At 76.6% G+C, this 18,511-nt stretch carries 14 protein-coding genes and 1 other RNA gene; 8 read left to right on the top strand and 7 right to left on the bottom strand.

The features are described from left to right. Window positions 1–97 precede the first annotated feature (97 nt). The 5 genes from ACZ58X_RS20465 to lanL all read right to left on the bottom strand — a co-directional run bounded on the left by ACZ58X_RS20465 (window position 98) and on the right by lanL (window position 9,374). Window positions 98–1,783 (bottom strand): ATP-binding cassette domain-containing protein, encoded by a 1,686-nt coding sequence (locus tag ACZ58X_RS20465; protein ID WP_470335030.1) that lies wholly within the window; start codon window positions 1,781–1,783, stop codon window positions 98–100. Between the two features lie 453 nt (window positions 1,784–2,236). Then, on the bottom strand, window positions 2,237–3,889 hold the full coding sequence (locus ACZ58X_RS20460; RefSeq protein WP_470335029.1) for an ATP-binding cassette domain-containing protein: 1,653 nt from the start codon (window positions 3,887–3,889) through the stop codon (window positions 2,237–2,239). Window positions 3,890–3,988: 99 nt separating this feature from the next. Next, complete coding sequence (locus tag ACZ58X_RS20455; RefSeq protein WP_157882160.1) at window positions 3,989–4,132, bottom strand: VenA family class IV lanthipeptide; 144 nt, start codon at window positions 4,130–4,132, stop codon at window positions 3,989–3,991. 146 nt (window positions 4,133–4,278) lie between these two features. Continuing rightward, entirely contained in the window at window positions 4,279–6,270 is a 1,992-nt protein-coding gene (locus ACZ58X_RS20450) for an alpha/beta hydrolase family protein (protein WP_470335028.1), read from the bottom strand. Next, entirely contained in the window at window positions 6,267–9,374 is a 3,108-nt protein-coding gene (gene lanL, locus ACZ58X_RS20445; protein WP_470335027.1) for a class IV lanthionine synthetase LanL, read from the bottom strand. Before lanL ends, ACZ58X_RS20450 begins: the two co-directional genes overlap by 4 nt. 543 nt (window positions 9,375–9,917) lie before the next feature. On the opposite strand from lanL, the gene ACZ58X_RS20440 reads away from it, so the two are divergent. Genes ACZ58X_RS20440 through ACZ58X_RS20430 form a run of 3 tightly spaced genes read left to right on the top strand, consistent with a single transcriptional unit; the run spans window position 9,918 to window position 12,680 of the window. After that, window positions 9,918–10,754 carry a Nif3-like dinuclear metal center hexameric protein gene (locus ACZ58X_RS20440; protein WP_470335026.1) on the top strand — a complete coding sequence of 279 codons (837 nt, stop codon included), beginning with the start codon at window positions 9,918–9,920 and terminating at the stop codon, window positions 10,752–10,754. A 23-nt stretch (window positions 10,755–10,777) separates the two neighbouring features. Further along, window positions 10,778–11,521: a zinc ribbon domain-containing protein gene (locus ACZ58X_RS20435; RefSeq protein ID WP_470335025.1), complete on the top strand. Its 744-nt coding sequence runs from the start codon at window positions 10,778–10,780 to the stop codon at window positions 11,519–11,521. A gap of 4 nt (window positions 11,522–11,525) precedes the next feature. Further along, entirely contained in the window at window positions 11,526–12,680 is a 1,155-nt protein-coding gene (locus ACZ58X_RS20430; protein ID WP_470335024.1) for a bifunctional RNase H/acid phosphatase, read from the top strand. A gap of 62 nt (window positions 12,681–12,742) precedes the next feature. Here the strand turns inward: ACZ58X_RS20430 and yaaA are convergent, their stop codons facing one another. Further along, window positions 12,743–13,528, bottom strand: coding sequence for a peroxide stress protein YaaA (yaaA, locus tag ACZ58X_RS20425; RefSeq protein WP_470335023.1), 786 nt, complete (start codon window positions 13,526–13,528; stop codon window positions 12,743–12,745). 10 nt (window positions 13,529–13,538) lie between these two features. After that, on the bottom strand, window positions 13,539–13,988 hold the full coding sequence (locus ACZ58X_RS20420) for a DUF3995 domain-containing protein (RefSeq protein ID WP_470335022.1): 450 nt from the start codon (window positions 13,986–13,988) through the stop codon (window positions 13,539–13,541). Window positions 13,989–14,134: 146 nt separating this feature from the next. Here ACZ58X_RS20420 and ACZ58X_RS20415 point away from each other — a divergent pair, with 146 nt between their 5' ends. The 5 genes from ACZ58X_RS20415 (at window position 14,135) to rnpB (ending at window position 18,415) form a co-directional block, all read left to right on the top strand. After that, window positions 14,135–14,488 (top strand): hypothetical protein, encoded by a 354-nt coding sequence (locus ACZ58X_RS20415; RefSeq protein WP_470335021.1) that lies wholly within the window; start codon window positions 14,135–14,137, stop codon window positions 14,486–14,488. Further along, the gene (locus tag ACZ58X_RS20410; RefSeq protein WP_375887989.1) at window positions 14,485–14,859 is read left to right on the top strand and encodes a type II toxin-antitoxin system death-on-curing family toxin; all 375 of its coding nucleotides are present in this window, start codon (window positions 14,485–14,487) and stop codon (window positions 14,857–14,859) included. Before ACZ58X_RS20415 ends, ACZ58X_RS20410 begins: the two co-directional genes overlap by 4 nt. 112 nt (window positions 14,860–14,971) lie before the next feature. After that, on the top strand, window positions 14,972–16,438 hold the full coding sequence (locus ACZ58X_RS20405; RefSeq protein WP_470335020.1) for an RNB domain-containing ribonuclease: 1,467 nt from the start codon (window positions 14,972–14,974) through the stop codon (window positions 16,436–16,438). Between the two features lie 123 nt (window positions 16,439–16,561). Beyond that, window positions 16,562–18,004 carry an MFS transporter gene (locus ACZ58X_RS20400; RefSeq protein WP_470335142.1) on the top strand — a complete coding sequence of 481 codons (1,443 nt, stop codon included), beginning with the start codon at window positions 16,562–16,564 and terminating at the stop codon, window positions 18,002–18,004. Window positions 18,005–18,017: 13 nt separating this feature from the next. Continuing rightward, window positions 18,018–18,415, top strand: an RNA gene (gene rnpB, locus ACZ58X_RS20395) — RNase P RNA component class A. Window positions 18,416–18,511 lie beyond the last annotated feature (96 nt).

Raw genomic sequence — 18,511 nt, 5'->3', positions numbered from 1 at the left:
GTCCCCGATCGGGCGCTCGGAACGCGCCCACAGCCGGTGATCGCGGCCCGTGGCCCCGGCCACCATAACGGCCGGGACGGACGAGATCCTATCGACCTCATGGGGCGAGTCCCGCCCCGCCCGCGGCCCCTGGGGCCGTCCTCGACGAACCCAGCCAGTGGCCGACGAGTTCGCGGTAGAACGGCGACAGCACCTGGAGGTCGCCGTGCCGGGCCAGCAGCCCGCGACCGCCGTCCAGCAGCAGCACCCGGTCCGCCCGCAGCGCCGAACTGATCCGGTGTGCGACCACCACCAGCGTCCCCGGCCGAGCCGCGAACGCCCGCTCCACCCGCTCCTCCGCGGCCGCCTCCAGATGACAGGTCGCCTCGTCCAGCACCACCACCGGCGCGTCCGCCAGGTACGTCCGCACCAGGGCCAGCAACTGGCGCTCACCGGACGACAGTTCACCCGGATCGCGCAGCGTGCCGGCCAACCCGCCCAACCGCGCCACCAGCCCGTCCGCCCCCAGCCGCCCGACGGCCTCCGCAATCTCCCGCTCGGACGCGCCCGGGGCGAGCCAGGTCAGGTTCTCCCGCACCGACCCCGGGAACACGTACGCCTCCTGCGGCAGCAGCGCCACCCCGCGCGGGCCGCCGCCGACCGCCACCGCCCCCGCCGTCGGCGCCACCAGGCCCGCCAGCAGCCCCGCCAGGGTCGACTTCCCCACCCCGCTCGGCCCCACCACCGCCACGTGCTCCCCGGGGCGGAACTCCGCGTCCAGCCCGTCCAAGACGGCCGGAGCGCCCGGCCCGTGGGCGTACCGCACCCCGAGCAGCCGGACCGCGCCCCGCGGCACGCCGGGGGCGGGGGCGGGAGTCGGCTCGTGGCCCGGCTCGGGGGTCGATTCCGCCAAGCGGTCCAGAACCACGCCGAGGTTGAGCAGCCAGCCGCCGACCGTGCCCGCCAACGTCCGCACGGCCGGGTCCAGTTGCTGGAGGAGATAGGTGGCGACGCCGAGCAGCTCGCCCGCCGTCAGCGCGTCGTGCGCCAGCAGCCACGGCGCCGCCGCCAGGACGGCCAGGACCGGCAGCCGCCCGCCGAGCGCCACCACGAGCGCGCGCAGGGCCGACGCCCGGCCCAGCGCGCGGGAGGCGGCCGCGCTCTCCCGCGCCACCCCGGTCAGCGCCCGGGCGACCGCGTCGGCCGCCCCCGACGCCTGCACGTCGCGCAGCCCGCGCAGCGCCCGCCCGGCCTCGGCGGCGAGCCGCTCCTCCGCCAGGACGGCCGCCTGCCGCCCGGCCGCCAACGGCCGCAGCAGCCGTACGAACAGCAGCCCGGCCGCCAGCAGCGGCACCAGCACCAGCGGCAGCACGGCCGGCGCCAGCAGCGCCAGCCCGACCAGGGCGGCGACCAGCGTGACCCCCACCCCGCGCAGCGTGCGGAGCAGCGTCGCGGTCAACTGACGGACGGACTCCACCTGTTCGGTCAGCCGCGCGACCGCGGCCGGATCCGCCCGCGGCCGCGCCAGCGCACCGCGGACCACCCGCTCCACCAGCGCGTCCCGCAGCGGCTCCACCACCCCCGCGAGGTACGGGAACCCGGCCCGCGCCGCGTACGCCCGCACCGCCATCGCAGCCCCGAACCCACCCGACCAGGCCACCCCGACCCCCGGCCGCCCGGCCAGGAACCCCTGATCGACGGCGGCCGACACGAACAACCCGGACACCAGCGGCGGCACCGCCTCCACCCCCGACCAGGCCAACAACCCCACCAGCGCCCGCCGCGCCCCCCGCAGCTCCCCCACCCCGCGCCCGACCCACCGCCACACCCCCACCCCCGGCGCCAATGCGCTCGTCCCCGGGCGCGCGAGTGGCGTCGCCGAGGCCCCCGGCCGCGACTCCTCGGGCGTCGACACCCGTACTCCGCGCCGCGTGGCCGGCTGCGTCAGCCCCCCTCGCGCGGCCGCCCGCACCGGCCGGGCCGACGGCCCCGGCGCCCGTCGGTGGGCTGGTCGGGTCGGTGGCTGCACTGGAGGTCGGACCTGCCGACTTTCGGTGCTGGTGCTGGTGCTGGTGCGGTTCGGGGCGGGCAGTTCCATGGAGGTCGATCCAGTCGGCTTTCGGAGCGGGCGGGAAGGCGGTCGGGCGTCGGGGCCGAGCGGTGTGCGCGAGGGCGCGGATGGCGCGGCGGGGCGGCGCAGGGCAGTTCGCGGCCGATCTCCCCGCACCGGAAGTCGATCGGGTCGACTTCCGGCGCGTCATGCCGTGGCTGCCCGGAGGGTGGTGGCCGAGAGGGTGGCGCGGTAGTCGGGGTGGGTGAGGAGGTGGGCGTGGGGGGCGAGGGCGCGGAGGCGGCCGGCGTCGAGCCAGGCGACGAGGTCGGCGCGGGCGGCGGCGCCCGCGCGGTGGGCGACGACCAGCCGGGTGCGCCCGTGGGTGGCGCGGTCGAGGGCCTCGGTGACCTGGTACTCGGTGGCGAGGTCCAGGCCGGAGGTGGCGTCGTCGAGGACGACGACGCGGGTGGGGCGGGCCAGCAGCCGGGCGAGGCCCAGGCGTTGGAGTTCGCCGCCGGAGAGCTGGAGCTCGTCGAGCGGGGTGTCCCAGCCGTGGGGGAGCCGGGCCAGGAAGCCGTCCGCGCACGCGGCCGCCGCCTCGGCCGGGCCCGCTCCGGCGAGTGCGTCACGGACGGTGCGGCCGACCAGGTCGGGCCGGGCGAAGGCGTAGCCGACGGCGTCCCGCAGGCCGGCGGGGGACAGGGTGTCCACCGGGACGCCGTCGATCAGTACGGTGCCCTCGTCGGGGTCGCGCAGTCGCCCCGGCAGTGCGGCGAGCAGCGACTTCCCGGAGCCGGAGCGCCCGACCAGGGCGACCGTACGGCCGCCGGGGACGGTGAGGTCGAGCGGGCCGAGCAGGACCCGCTCGCCGTCGCGCACCACCACGCCCCGCAGGGTGACTTCGCCGGGCCCGCCCGCCGGGAGGACCGCCGGCCCGGCCGGGGCCGGTGCGAGCGCCAGCAGTTCGTCGACCCGGGCCTGCCCGGCGCGCGCGTGGGCGACCCCGACCAGCGACTCGACCTGTTCGAAGAGTCCCGTGCCGAGCGCCGCCCAGCCCGCCGCCGCGGCGAGCGCGCCGGGGGCGAGGGTGCCGTCGGCGAGCAGCGCCCCGGCGGTGGCGAGCACGGCGATCTCGACCAGGGCGATCAGCAGGGTGGCCTGCCAGGCGGTGCGCCGCTGGGCGGCCCAGAGCGCGTGCCCGGCCGCGGCGAGGTCCGGGAGCGGGGCCAGCACCCGGGCGGCCTCGCGGTGTTCGGCGCGCGCCGCGTGGATGCTGCGCAGCCCGGTGAGGGCGCCGCTGAGCCGGGCCGCGAGCTCGGCCTGCACCTCCTGGTAGCGGGCGAACACCGGCCCGGCCTGGCGCAGGAAGAGCCGGATGAGCACCACGCCGGGCAGCACGCTCGCGAAGAAGGCGAGCGCCAGCCAGGGCGACAGTGCGGTGAGTCCGAGGATCGCGCCGATCGAGGTGAGCAGCGCGGTGGCCGCGCCGAGTACGGCGGGGAGCCGCCCGCCCGCGTCGGCGGCCGAGCCGAGGAGCCGGGCGGCGAGGTCGCCGGGTGGCGGCCCGCCGTGCAGCCGACCGCCGGGCCCGAGGGCGAGGAGGTGGCGGAGCAGGCGCCCGCGCAGGGCGGCGGTGGCCTCGGCCGCGCAGGCCGGTCCGGCGGCCGCGGCGGTGGCGTTGGCGGCGGCGGCCGTCAGCAGCAGGAGGGCGGGCAGGGCGAGGGCGGCCCCGGTCCCGTGGGTGAGGACCGCGTCGACGGCTCCGGCGAGGACGGCGGGCAGTGCGAGGGTGGTGGCGGCCTCGACCGGCAGGGCGATGCCGAGTGCGAGGGTCCATCCGGTGGGTCGTCGCGGCACGTCAGGCCTCCTGCCGGCGAGTTGGACGCGGTGTGTGAAGGCGGGTGCCGCCCTCGCCTGTCCGGACAGGCGAGGGCGGCACCCGTGGGCCATTCCTGATCAGCTGTTGGTGAAGATTAGGCAGGTCAGGATGAGACAGGTGTACTGGCAGCCGCTGCCGTGGCCGGTCAGCTCGACGGACTCGGTCTCCGGCAGGTCCTGCAGCGCCGCGAGGTCGGTCTCGAAGTCCACCATGTTCTCCATGATCGGGTCCTCCCCTTGAGGGTGTCGCCCGCCGCGATCTGCCTGCGGGCGTCGGGTGTTGACCCCCGGCGCGGCCTCCATCCGCCGCACCGGGGTGGTGCCCCGGGCCTCGACGGGCCCGGGAGTCTGTGGGTGGCCGGGCGGGGTCAGCCCGGTCGGCCGGTCCGCAGGAACGCGGCCAGCAGTTCGTGCAGCACGGCGGCGCCCTCCTCGGCGAGCACCTCGTGGCCGGACCCGGCCGCCTCCACGTACCGGAAGTCGGTGCCCTCGACCCGGCCGATCCGCAGCAACTCGTGGCGCAGCGAACGGGATTGGCTGACCGGCACCACCTCGTCGCGGTTGCCGTGCACGACCAGCAGCGGTGCGCTCAGCCGGTGCGCGAGCTGGAGCACGTCGCGCGGTCCGCGGGCGTCCAGGATCGGGTCGCCGCCGCCCAGTCGAGTGGTCAACGCCCTGACGGGGGGCGCCGCTTCGGCCAGCAGTCGGGCGCCGGACAGGAACGGCGCGACCACCGCGCAGCGGGCGACCTGCTCGGTCGGCGCGTGCGCGGCCGCCAGCAGCGCCAGGAAGGCGCCGTAGCTGACCCCGAACAGGGCGGGTGGTTCCAGGCCGAGTGCCGCCCGTTGGCCGGCGATGCCCTCCAGCAGGTAGAGCACGTCGTCCAGGTCGGGCCCGCCCCAGGCGCCCCGGATGGCCAGCGCGTGCGGCACCCCGTAGCCGGTGGAGCCGCGCTGGTTGGGCGCGACCACCGCCAGGCCTTCGGCGGCCATCCGTTGCAGCGCCGGGTCGAACTCCAGCCGCCAGGCGTCCGCCGGGCCGCCGTGCAGTGCCAGCACCAGGTGCGGGCTGCTCAGCCACGCGTCGCCGCCGTACACCACGGCCTCCAACGGGCCTGCCGGACCGGCGAGTTCGAGGCTCTGTGCGGGCTGCCAGCGGCTGCCGTCGCCGGGCTGGGTGCTGCCGTCCAGGCGCCAGCCGGCCGGCGGGGTACGGGTGACGCGCGGCGCACCGGGCTGCCAGGGCAGGACGGTGTCCCGCCACGGGCCGGGCAGGCCCGAGCCCAGGGGGGCGAGTTGCAGCGGCAGCGGCATCGGGGCGGTCTCGGCGGGCGCCGGGCCGTGTGCCAGCAGGGCGTCGACGTCCAGGGTGGCCAGTGCCGCCGGGTGGTCGGGCGAGGAGTACGGGATCCGCAGCCCGGCGCCGTCCCAGTGTCCGACCGCGCCGAGCCGCCCGGGCGGCACCGGCAGTGGGTCCAGCCGTCCGACGGCGGGCCGCCACAGGGCGAGCGCCGAGCCCGCGCCGTGGTCGATCTGCACCGCGACCCGCGGACCGTCCGCCGCCTGCCGCAGCGCCACCGGACGCAGGAACATGCCCGTGACGTGCAGGCATTCCGGGAACCGCAGCGGTTCCCCGCCGCCCAGCACGCCCCAGCCGAGCCGGTCGGTGCCGGGCGCGTCGCTGCGCACCATCGCGAAGCGGCTGTCGGGGTCGAACAGCACCAGTCGGTCGTTGCTCTGCTCGCCGATCTCCAGCAGTGGGGTGGTGGTGCCGCTGCGCAGGTCCAGCACCACGCTGCGGACCAGCCCGCCGCCCACCCGGTCCAGGGCGAGCAGCGCGCCCGCGTGGTCCAGCCAGGCCCCGCCGCCGTGCAGGCCGGGGATCTCGGCGACCGGCACGGGCTCGCTGCCGTCCGTCCGGATCAGCCAGGCGGTGGTCGCCGGGCGGGTATCGGTGCCCAGGGCGATCGCCACCGGGGTGCGCGGGTCCGCGCCGGGTGCCACCGGGAGCGGCAGCAGGCGCAGGCCGGGCATCCGGAGCGTGGCCAACTGCTGTTCCACGGTGCCGTTCTCGCCGTACGAGAGGCGGACCAGGTCGTGCCGTTCGCCGTCGTGCCGGCAGACCAGCACCGAGCCGTCGGGCAGTGCGACGAGCTGCGAGCGCAGCTGCTCCGACCGGTTGCCGGACAGCGGCAGCGCGGCGGGCACGGCGGGGGAGCCGTCCGGTGGGAGCCGCCAACTCTCCACGTACCAGCCGCTGTCGGCGGCCGCGGCCAGGCAGGCCGCGTGGCTGCCGTCGGCGGCGAAGGAGAAGCTCAGCCGGCGCAGGGCCCGGGTGGTGGTGCGGGTGGCCGTGTTCACGCCTCGCTCACCCCGTCCTCGTCGCAAGGGAGTTGGTCGCTGGTGGGGGAGAGCGGGCGGGTCGGGGAGAGCGGGCGGGTCGGGGAGGCCGGGCGGGGAGAGGGGGCCGGGTGGGGCCGGGAGGTCGGGCGGTTGGGGGCGAGCGGGTCCAGCCAGAGCCGGGGGCCGCCGTGCCGGAGCCGGAGCAGGAAGGCCAAGGGCCCTGCCGTGCCGGTGCCGTAGGCGGCGGCGCAGCCGGCACCCGTCTCGTCGGGCAGCACCAGCAGGCCGTCGCGCAGCGCGGTCCGGGCCGCGATCAGTCGTGCCAGCCGGCTTGCCCCGGAGCGGAATGCGGGATCGCCGGTGGCCTCGGCGAGGTCCAGCAGGTACTCGCCGTCACCGGCCAGGCCGTGGCAGGCGCTCAGTCCGCCGTGCCAGCGGCCGGCCAGGACGGCCCGTCCGGCCGCCCGGGCGAGGCGCAGTGCCTCGGTGTCGCCGGTGGCCCGCCACAGCCGCAGCAGGAAGCTGCCGGCGCCGGAGGAGCCGCTGCACCAGTGCGAGAGCCGGATGTGCTCGGGGTCGGCGGCGCTCTGCGGCCACCAGGCGAGGGCCCGGCCGGCGCTGTCCCCGCGGTCACTCCCGCTCCACCGTACGGTCGCGCCGAGCGTCCGCCCGGCGTCGAGGGCGGCCGCCGTGCAGGCGTCCCGCAGGGCGTGGTCGCCGGTCGCCCCGGCGGCGGCGAGCAGGAAGGCGCCGACGCCCGCCACGCCGTGCGCGAAGCCGAGGTGGGTGATCCCGGCGAGCGCCGAGTCGAAGTCGGCGGGCACCGGCCAGACCGTTCCGTACGGTTCCTGTCGCGCGGCGGCGAGCAGGGCGCGGGCGCAGCGGTCGGCGCGCTCGGCGAAGCCGTGGTCCTCGCGGAAGTCCTCTTCGGCGAAGCGGAGTTGGGCGAAGCCGGCGCCCGCCGCGCCGTGGCAGACGTCCGGATTGGGCCACTCGACGGCGACCCGCCGGGCCAGTGCGGCGGCCCGCTCGGCCGCCGCTCGGTCGCCCAGTACCCGGGCGGCGTCCAGCAGTGCCCAGGCCGTCCCCGACCGCCCGAAGTGCAGCCCGGGCAGCACCACCGGCTCGGCGGCGACCCGGCGCTCGATCCAGTCCGCAGCGGTGCGGGCCGTACCCGCGGCCGCCGCCCGGACGTCGGCCGGCAGGCCGGGCGCCGCGACCGCCCGCGCCAGGACGGCGAGCACGCCCGCGGCGCCGTGCTGGACGTTGCACGGGTCCGTCCGTTCCCCGGCGGGCACCACGGGCCACAGCCGGTCGGACCGCTCCGGTGTCGCGCCGGCCGCGAGGTGTCGCAGGCCGTCGTGCAGCAGCCGGTCGAGGGGCGGGGCATCGGGGTCCGTGCCCGGCCACGGGGTGGCGTGCCACAGCGGGGCGACCACGGCGGACACGGCGGACACGGCAGGCACGGCCGGCCGCGCGGCCGCACCAGGCACGGTCGGGGTCGGGGTCGGGGCCGTCACGACGCCGGGGTCCACGCCGGGCACCCCGGCACCGCCCGGCCCGCCCCGCCCGCCCAGCGCCTCCCGGGCCCGCGCCAGGCTCCACCGCAGCTCCGGCTGTTCGGCCCGCAGCCCCAGCACCACCGGTGCCAGCCGCCGCGCGGTCGCGCCCGAGCGGGCCGCCAGGTCGAGCCAGCGGCCGAGCCGCTCGGCGACCGGGCGGGCCCGCGGGAGGTCCTCGGGCAGCAGCGGGTCGTGCCCGGTGGCGAGCAGGAAGAACAGCCCGCCGAGGGCGTAGCGGTCGGCGGCCGGGTCGGCGGTGCCGGAGCCGGCGAGGGCGAGCCGCCCCTGTTCGGGGGCGCGGTAGCCGGGGGTGCCGGCCGTGCCGGCCCGGTGGCCGGTCTCGGCGGCGAGTTCGAGGTCGATCAGCCGCAGGCTGCCGTCCGGGCGGACCATCACGTTGCCGGGGGAGAGGTCGCGCAGCACCAGCCCCTGGCCGTGCACCCGCCCGACCAGGTCGAGGAGTCCGTGCGCCACCGGTCCGGCCTCGGCCCAGTCGACGTCCGGGCTGCCGTCGCGCCGCAGCCGGGCGGCGACCCAGGCGCCGAGCGGTTGCCCGACGATTCGTTCCTGCACCAGGAAGACGGAGTCGTCCTGCTCGATCAGCTCGACGGCGCGCGGTACCAGCCCCTGCCCGTCCAGCCGGGCGAGCAGCGCGGCCTCGTGCCGCAGCGCGTCGCGGGCGTCGGTCCCGGCGCGGTCGACCTCGATGTGCGCACGGGCCTGCTTGACCACGACCTCCGCGCCGCTCGCGGCCTCGCGCCCGAGGAACACCCCGCCCTTGGCGCCGTGCCGGACGGCGGCGGTCACCGCGTAGCGCCCGGCCAGCAGCACCCCGCCCCCGCGCCCACCGGCGCGCCCGCCCCCGCCTCCACCTGCGCTCCCGCTTCCGCGCCGGCCGGGGTCGCCGGCACCGCGGAACGGGTCCCGGACCCACCCCGGCGCCCGGTAGGAGCCCCCGCGCACGTCCTCGGTCCGTTCCCCGCCGGGCCCGCGCAGCACCGAGCGGTACTCCCCGTCGTTGCCGAGCTCGGCCCGGGCCGCGAACGCGCCGTAGCGGTAGTGCACCCGGCTGCCGGGCCGGTACGGCCGGTCGGAGAGCACCACCGGCCCGGGCAGCCCGGTCGTCACCCGGTCCAGTTCGGCCGCCAGCCGCTGGAACTGGGCGTCGTCCGCCGGGTAGACGGTGATGAACTTCCCCGCCGAACCACGGTCGCTGTTGCGGGAGTTGAGCTCGCGCAGCCGCTCCTCGGCGGCGGCGAACTTGAAACTGCACGGGTCCGCGGCGAGCACCCGGACCACGGCCGCGAGCACCTCCCCGCCGACCACCGAGGCGGCGCTGACGTGGAGCTTCCACCCCTGCGCCGGTAACGGCGCGGACGCGGACGGCCGGGCCGTGCACCAGAAGCCCCCGACGGTGACGTCCCAGTCGCCGTCGCCTCCCCGGGCCCCGGCGCCGGCCAGGGCCGCCCGCGCCGCCTCCGGCCACGGACCGGTCGCAGCCGGTCCGCGGCCCGCCGGTCCCCGACCCCCGGCCGTACGAAGGGAGGTGTTCGCCCTCATCCGTCGCCACACCCCTTCGTCTCGGCCGCCCCGGCCCGCTGGTGCCCCTGTGCGGCACCCGCGGCGCGACGGCCCGGCCTGATCGGTTTCCTCGGTGAGGAGCGGGAGTCCCGCTCCGGGACGGGAGTCCTCAACCGGGCCCTCGACCGCTCGGTGACCGCTCGGTCGGGGCAGCCGGGGCAACTCCCGTTCGCAGGAATGAAGTTAGTTTCGAGAAATCCGAAGCCTCAACGCAGAGCCGGTCACTTCACTCGTAAGGGTGATCAGAGGGCGGTTTCGAATTCGTACGAGAACCCTGCTGTGAGTAACGGGCGCCGGGCGTACGGGCGTGCGCGGCCCGCGCGCGGCGCTCCGGGCGCCTCCGTGGCAGGTCGACGCCCGTGCGCGCCGCGTTGACGCGCATCCGTACGCCTGCGGCACCCGCGTCCGAAGCGCGCCCGCCGCCGTCCCGCCGTAGCCGGACCGCCGTCCGACCGCCGTCCCGCCGCCGTCCCCCGATCGGCCGAGGCCCGACCGGCCCCGCGCGCACGGTAGTCTCGACAGGTGCCGAAACTGTCCGACGTCATCACCGCGCTCGAAGAGGTCTACCCCCCGCAGTGGGCGGAGTCCTGGGACGCCGTCGGCCTGGTCTGCGGTGATCCTCAGGCCGAGGTCAGCCGCGTGCTGTTCGCCGTCGACCCCGTCCAGGCGGTCGTCGACGAGGCCGTGGAGTGGGGCGCCGACCTGGTGGTCACCCACCACCCCCTCTACCTGCGCGGCACCACCAGCGTCGCCGCGACCACCTTCAAGGGCCGGGTGGTGCACACCCTGATCAGCAACGGCATCGCCCTGCACGTCGCCCACACCAACGCCGACCACGCCGACCCCGGCGTCTCGGACGCGCTGGCCGAGGCCGTCGGCCTGCGGGTCACCGGCCCGCTGGTGCCGGACCCGACCGACCCGCTGGGCCGTCGCGGCACCGGCCGGATCGGTCTGCTGGAGCCCCCGCTGACGCTGTCGGCCTTCGCCGCGCGGGTCGCCGCCGGTCTGCCCGCGACCGCCGCCGGTGTGCGCGTCTCCGGCGACCCGGACCGGCTGATCGGCCGGGTGGCGGTGTGCGGCGGTTCGGGCGACAGCTTCTTCGCCGACGTACGGGCGGCCGGCGTGGACGCCTACGTGACCGCCGACCTGCGCCACCACCCGGCCTCCGAGGCCACCGAGGCCGCGCCGGTCGCGCTGGTCGACGCCGCCCACTGGGCCACCGAGTGGCCCTGGCTCGGCCTGGCCGAGCGCGCCCTGCGGGCCGTCGCCGACCAGCACGGCTGGGCCGTGGAGACCAAGGTCTCCCACCGGGTCACCGACCCGTGGACCGCGCACGCCCCCATGTCCTTCACCGCCTGACCCGATCCACAGGAGCTTTCCCCTTGAACGCCGCGCCCGCCGACCAGATCCGCCTGCTCGACCTCCAGGCCTTCGACTCGAAGCTCGACCAGCTGGCCCACCGGCGCCGGGGCCTGCCCGAGCACGCCGAGATCGACAAGGCCACCGCCGACCACACCGCGCTCAAGGACCTCGTCGTCGCCGCCGAGGCCCAGAAGGGCGACACCGCCCGCGAGCTGACCAAGGCCGAGCAGGACGTCGAGCAGGTCCGCGCCCGGGCCGCCCGCAACCAGCAGCGCCTGGACTCCGGCGCGATCACCTCGCCGAAGGACCTGGAGAACCTCCAGCACGAGATCGGCTCGCTGGCCAAGCGCCAGGCCGACCTCGAGGAGGTCGTGCTGGAGATCATGGAGCGCCAGGAGAGCGCCGTGACCCGGGTCGAGGAGCTGACCGCCCGCCTGGAGCACTCCACCGTCGTCCTCACCGAGGCCGAGGGCCGCCGCGACGCCGCCTTCGCCGAGATCGACGCCGAGGCCGACAAGGTCAGGCGCGACCGCGAGACCGTCGCCGCCGTCATCCCGGCCGACCTGCTCAAGGTGTACACCAAGCTGCGCGAGACCCAGGGCGGCGTCGGTGCGGCCCGGCTCTACCAGCGCCGCTGCGAGGGCTGCCGCACCGAGTTCTCGATCACCGAGCTGAACGCCATCAAGGCCGAGCCGGCCGACAAGGTGGTCCGCTGCGAGAACTGCTCGCGGATCCTGGTCCGCACCGCCGACTCGGGCGTCTGATCCGATGGCGGCGCGCTTCATCGTCGAAGCGGACGGCGGGTCCCGGGGCAACCCGGGGCCGGCCGGCTACGGCGCGGTGGTCCGGGACGCCGACACCGGGCAGCTCGTCGCCGAGGCCGCCGAGTTCATCGGCCACGCCACCAACAACGTGGCCGAGTACAAGGGCCTGATCGCCGGGCTCCGGGCGGCCCGCGCGCTCGACCCGGACGCCTCGGTGGACGTCCGGATGGACTCCAAGCTGGTCGTCGAGCAGATGTCCGGGCGCTGGAAGATCAAGCACCCCGACATGCAGCCGCTCGCCGCCGAGGCGCGCACGGTCTTCCCGCGCGGCCGGGTCAGCTACACCTGGATCCCGCGCGAGAAGAACAAGGACGCCGACAAGCTGGCCAACGAGGCGATGGACGCCGGCCGCGACGGGCGCCAGTGGGAGCCGAAGCCCACGGCCCCGGCCGGGGCCCCGGCCACGGCCCCGGCCGAGGAGCCGCTGCCGAAGCCCCCCGCCCCCAAGGCCGGTTGGGCCGCCCCGGCCGACCTCGGCACCCCGACCACCTTCGTCCTGCTGCGCCACGGCGAGACCCCGCTCACCCCGGAGAAGCGCTTCTCCGGCAGCGGCGGCACCGACCCGGAGCTGTCCGACAAGGGCCGCTGGCAGGCCGAGCGGGCCGCCGAGGCGCTGGCCGCGCGCGGCAGCGTCCAGGCGGTGGTCGCCTCCCCGATGCGCCGTACCCGGCAGACCGCCGAGATCGTCGCCGCCCGGCTCGGCCTGGAGGTCCGGTACGAGGAGGGCCTGCGCGAGGTCGACTTCGGCGACTGGGAGGGCCTGACCTTCGCCGAGGTGCAGGAGCGGTACCCGGACGACCTGTCGGCCTGGCTGGGCTCCGCCAAGGCCAAGCCGACCGGCAGCGCCGAGAGCTTCACCACCCTCACCCACCGGGCCGGCGTCGCCCGCGACAAGATCCTCGCCCGGTACGCGGGGAAGACGGTGCTGGTGGTCTCGCACGTCAGCCCGATCAAGACCCTGGTCCGGCTGGCGCTCGGTGCCCCGCCGGACTCGATGTACCGGATGGAGCTGTCCGCCGCCTCGATCTGCGCCGTCCAGTACTACGCGGACGGCAACGCCTCGCTGCGGCTGCTCAACGACAGCTCCCACCTGCGCTGACCCCACCGGGGTGCACCGGCAGCCCCGCCCGGGGGGCCGGAGCACCCGGGGACGCCCCGGGGTCAGTGCACCTCGGTGACCACCACATCCAGCTGCCACGGCTTGCGCGCGGTGCCCTCGGCCGCCAGCTCGACCCGGTGGCCCAGCGCCAGCAGCGCGTCCATCAGCTCGGCCGGCGTCTTCGGCTCGGCCCCGGCGACCAGCAGGTCCCGCACCAGCCGCCCCTTGGTCGCCTTGTTGAAGTGGCTGACCACGCTGCGCTTGCCGTCCCGCTCCTGGAGCACCCGGACGGTCGCCGTACGGGAGGCCACCTCGCCGGCGGGCTTCCAGGCCGCCGCGTACGCGGAGCTGCGCAGGTCCAGCACCAGCCCGTCCGCCACCTCCGGGAGCACCCCGGCGGTCACGCTCCGCCAGTACGCGCCGAGCGCCCCCAGCTCCGGGAGCTTCACGCCCATCGAGCAGCGGTAGGACGGGATCCGGTCGGAGATCCGCACCGCACCCCAGAGGCCGGAGAACACCAGCAGCGCCCGCTCGGCACGGTCGTACGCGGCGGCGTCCAGGGTGGCCAGCCCCAGGTTGTCGAACAGCACCCCGGTGTACACCTCGGCCGCCGGGCGGGCCCCGGCGGTGGGCAGTCCGGCGTTCTTGGCGATCTCGCCGCGCAGCCCGGGGCTGAGGCCGAGCACCTCGGCGGCGACGTCCTCGTCGCCCCGACACAGGCCCACCAGCGCGTCCAGCACCGCGCCGCGCGCCGCCGTCAGCCCCGGCAGCGACAGCCCGTCCAGCGCGAGCGGCACGCCGTCCCCGGACGCGGCCTTGCCCTCCGAGGGCGGCAACAGCACCAGCACAGCGGACTCCTCAACAATCTGTGGCGGACGGACCCCGCCACCCTACTGCGGCGGCTCCGGCTCCCAACCCCACGCACAGGGGCGAGTAGTAGCGCAGGTTCAGCCGCCGGAACCGCGCCGAGCGCTCGCTCGGCCGCCCGAACACCACCGGCCCGGCGAGCCCGCGGGCCAGCAGCACCCCGGCCGCCGTCCGCACCCCGGCCCGCCGCACCCCGGACGGACCCAGCGCCGGCAGCAGCCCGGCCTCCGCCGCCACCAGGTACGAGGCCGTCCCCAGCAGCCCCGCCACCGCCAGACAGGCCGACGGGGACGGCGGCCCCTCGCCCGCGCCCACCACGGCGTCCACGAACTCCTCCGGCGTCCGCAGCGGCCAGGGCGTCACCGCCCACACCGCGTGCAGCGCCCCCGTCAGCGCCAGCCCTGCCGACACCACGCCCCCGGCCGTCCTGACCGCGTCCATCGCCCGCACCCCCTCCGTGAAGCAACGCCCGACCCCACCGTACGAGCCCTCACACCCCTCCGGCCTCCGGGCCCGGTCCGGCCGGCAATTCGGTGGGCCGACCCGGCGTTCCCGACTACGGTGACCAGCGAAGGAGAGTGAACGAGATGACCATGCGACCCCTGGACCTGGTGCCCGGCGACGGCGACGCCGAGGAGGAGTCCCTGCCCGTGCGCCTGCCCGCCGGCCTGCCCGCGGAGACCAGGCAGGCGCTGGAGTTCGCGGTGCGGGTGGCGGCCGAGGCCGTGCTGGCCGGTCGGGTCCGCGTGACGGAGTCGGCCGCCGGGCCGGACACCGCCGAACTGGCCTTCGAGGTCCGCCAGTCCGAGGTCCCGCAGGCGCTGGCGGACCGGACCCCGCAGGACATGGCCCCGCAGGACAAGGCCGCGCGCCGGGCCGTGATGGTGGCCCGGATCCGCGCCGGGAACGCCGAGACGCTGGAGAGGTTGAAGGACCTGTGACCACGGAGTACCTGGACCTCGACGACGTCACCTACCTCGCCGGGGGCCCGCAGAACGTCCGCGACCTCGGCGGCCTGCTCTCCGCGATCGCCCGCCCGCAGGCCACCCTGTTCGGCGACGACGCCTACCCCGACCTGTGGACCAAGGCGGCCGCCCTCGGCCAGAGCCTGGCCCGCAACCACCCGCTGGTCGACCGGAACAAGCGCACCGCCTTCGAGGCGATGCTGCTGTTCCTGGACTACAACGCGGAGCCCTACACCGACCCGCACCCGGACGACGCCGTGGCCTTCGTGCTGCGGCTCGCCACCGGCGGCTACGACGACGCGATCGCCCTGGCCGCCAAGGACCTCAGGTCCCTCCTGGGCCGCTGAGCCCCGACGGGCGCGGCCCCCGACGGGCGCGGGCTCCCGGCCGGCGTGGGCCCCGGCGGACGCGCCGGTGGCCTCCGCCCGGAACCCCCCGGTCCGCCCTACGCTGACCTGCATGCCTCGCCGAAAACTGCGCGTCAAGGCCGTCGACTCCGCCCGGATCAACACCGAGCTCACCGAGCTCCGCACCCGCCTGGAGATCCACACCGAGTGGCCCGAGGCCGTGCTCGCGGAGGCGGAGGAGGCGGCCGGGCGCCCCCGGTTGCCGGAGCACGACGCCACCGACCTGCCGCTGTTCACCGTCGACCCGCCCGGCTCCCGCGACCTCGACCAGGCCATGCACCTCACCCACCGCCCCGGCGGCGGCTACCGGGTGCACTACGCGATCGCCGACGTCGCCGCCTTCGTCCGCCCCGGCGGAGCCGTCGACACCGAGGCCCGCCGCCGGGTCGAGACCCTCTACTTCCCGGACCACCGCGTCCCGCTGCACCCCGCCCGGATCTCCGAGGACGCCGCCAGCCTGCTGCCCGGCGAACCCCGCCCCGCCCTGCTCTGGCAGCTGGACCTGGACTCCGACGGCGCCGTCGTGCTGGCGGACCTGCGCCGGGCCCTGGTCCGGTCGCACCGCCGACTGGACTACGCCGCCGTCCAGCGGGCCGTCGACCTCGGCGGTGCCGACGAACAGCTCGCCCTGCTCGCCACCGTCGGCCGGCTGCGCGAGGAGCAGGAGCGCGCCCGGGGCGGGATCAGCCTGCCGGTGCCCGAGCAGGAGGTCGAGGAGACCCTGCACGGCTACGTCCTCGGCTACCGCGCCCCCGGCCCGGCCGACGGCTGGAACGCCCAGATCTCGCTGCTCACCGGCATGGCCGCGGCCGAACTGATGCTGGACGCGGGCGTCGGCCTGCTGCGCACCCTGCCCGCCGCGCCCGCCGCCGCGTACGAGCGGCTGCGCCGGATCGCGGCCGCCCTGGACGTCGACTGGCCGCAGGCCCTCCCGTACCCGGAGCTGATCCGCTCGCTGGACCCGGACACGCCGCTGAACGCCGCCTTCCTCAACGCCTGCACCGGGCTGCTGCGCGGCGCCGGCTACCACGCCTTCGACGAGTCCCGCGGCCTGCCCGCCCCCGCCGAACCCGGGCACGCCGCGCTGGCAGCCCCGTACGCGCACTGCACCGCGCCGCTGCGCCGGCTCGGCGACCGCTTCGCCCAGGAGGTGTGCGCGGCGGTCGCGGCGGGGGAGGACGTGCCGGACTGGGCGCGCGAGGCGCTGCCGGCCGTGCCCGCGCTGATGGCGAGCGGGGACCGGCGGGCGGCCGAGGTGGAACGGGCCTGCGTGGACCTGGTGGAGGCCGAGCTGCTGGTGGGGCGGGAGGGCGAGGACTTCGCCGCGGTGGTGATCGAGGTGGACGGCAAGCGCCCCGGCTCGGGCGTCGTCCAGCTGCGCGAGCCCGCCGTCCGGGCCCGCTGCGACGCCGCCGACGGCACCGGGGGCGGACCCCCGCTCCCGCTCGGCCGGGTGATCGACGTCCGCCTCACCCGGGCCGATCCGGCCACCCGTACGGTCCGTTTCGCGGCGGTCTGAGCCCCCACCCCCGGCCCGGGGTGGGAGGATCGGTCCGTGCCCGATGCCCAGCCCCCCGTCGCACCCGCCGCCGGACCCGCTGCCCCGTCACCCGCCGCGCCGGACACCGGACGCCGCCGCCGACTGCTGGTCCTCGCGATCTGCTGCCTGAGCCTGTTCATCGTCGGCCTGGACAACACCGTGGTGAACATCGCGCTGCCGGTGATCCAGAAGGACCTGGACGCCCCGGCCTCCGGCCTGCAGTGGATCATCGACGCCTACACCCTGGTGCTGGCCTCGCTGCTGATGCTGTTCGGCTCGGTGGCCGACCGCTTCGGCCGCCGGCGGGTGTTCCGGATCGGGCTGGCCTGCTTCGCCCTGGGGTCCCTGCTGTGCAGCCTGGCACCGAGCCTGGAGTGGCTGGTGGCCTTCCGGGCGGTGCAGGCGGTGGGCGGCTCGATGCTCAACCCGGTGGCGATGTCGATCATCACCAACACCTTCACCGACCCGAGGGAACGGGCCCGGGCGATCGGCGTCTGGGGCGGCGTGGTCGGCATCTCGATGGCGCTCGGCCCGCTGCTCGGCGGCTTCCTGGTGGACGGCGCAGGCTGGCCGTCGATCTTCCTGATCAACGTCCCGGTGGCGCTGCTCGCCATACTGCTGACCTTCCGTTACGTGCCCGAGTCGCGCGCGCCGCGGCCCCGCCGGCTCGACCCGGTCGGACAGCTGCTGATGATCGTCCTGCTCGGCTGCGGCACCGCCGCGATCATCGAGGGCCCGGGCCACGGCTGGACCTCCCCGGTGATCCTGGCCCTGGCCACGGCCGCGGTCGCCGCGCTGATCGCCTTCCCGCTCTGGGAGCGGCGGGTCGCCGAGCCGCTGGTGGACCCGCGCTTCTTCGCCAGCGCGCCGTTCACCGGGGCCACCGTCACCGCGGTCTGCGCGTTCTCGGCGCTGGGCGGCTTCCTCTTCCTCAACACCCTCTACCTCCAGGACGTCCGGCACTACAGCCCGGTCGAGGCGGGCCTGTGGACGCTGCCGATGGCCGCGATGATGCTGGTCTGCGCGCCGCTGTCCGGACGGATCGTCGGCAGCCGGGGCCCGCGCCTGCCGCTGGTGGTGGCCGGGCTGGGCCTGGCGGCGAGCGGCCTGCTGCTCACCAGGCTCAGTGCGGACTCCCCGGCCGCGCTGCTGCTGGCCGCGTACGCGTTGTTCGGCTTCGGCTTCGGCCTGGTCAACGCGCCGATCACCAACGCGGCCGTCTCCGGCATGCCGCGCTCCCAGGCGGGCGTGGCCGCCGCCGTCGCCTCGACCAGCCGCCAGGTCGGCCAGTCGCTGGGCGTCGCGGTGATCGGCACCGTCGTCACCTCGGCCGTGGTGGGCCCGATGGCCACCGGCTTCGCCCCGGCCAGCCACGCCGGCTGGTGGATCCTGGTCGGCCTCGGCTGCGCCGTCCTGGTCCTCGGCCTGGTCACCACCGGCGCCTGGGCCGACCGGACCGCCGCGGCGGTGGCCGCCCGCCTCGGCGGCGAGCCGCCGGCGGCCCGGCCCGGTGTTCGGGAGGCTCCGCCCGAGCGGCTACCATGACCACTACGGCGGAAGAGCCGGCCGGGCGGTCGCGACGGGTCCCTGACCCGCCGAGGAACGTCCGGGCTCCACAGAGCAGGGTGGTGGGTAACGCCCACCCGGGGTGACCCGCGGGACAGTGCCACAGAAAACAGACCGCCCACCGCTTCGGCGTGTGGGTAAGGGTGAAACGGTGGTGTAAGAGACCACCAGCGACCGGGGTGACCCGGCCGGCTAGGTAAACCCCACCTGGAGCAAGGTCAAGATCGGCGCCCTCGGGCGCCGTGCGCGAGTGTTCGAGGGCTGCTCGCCCGAGCTCGCGGGTAGACCGCACGAGGCTGTCGGCAACGGCAGCCCTAGATGGATGGCCGTCTCCCCGGGCCGCGCGAGCAACCCGGGTGACAGAACCCGGCGTACAGGCCGACTCTTCCGTCGCCTAGCTGAGGGAAGGCCCCTTGATCTGCAACTTCGCAGGCCAGGGGGCCTTTTCATGCCTCAAAGATCTGTCACCGCTTGCTGACTCTTCGT

The organism is Kitasatospora sp. NPDC040550, assembly GCF_055594965.1.
This window is presented reverse-complemented; position numbering and strand designations above follow the sequence as displayed.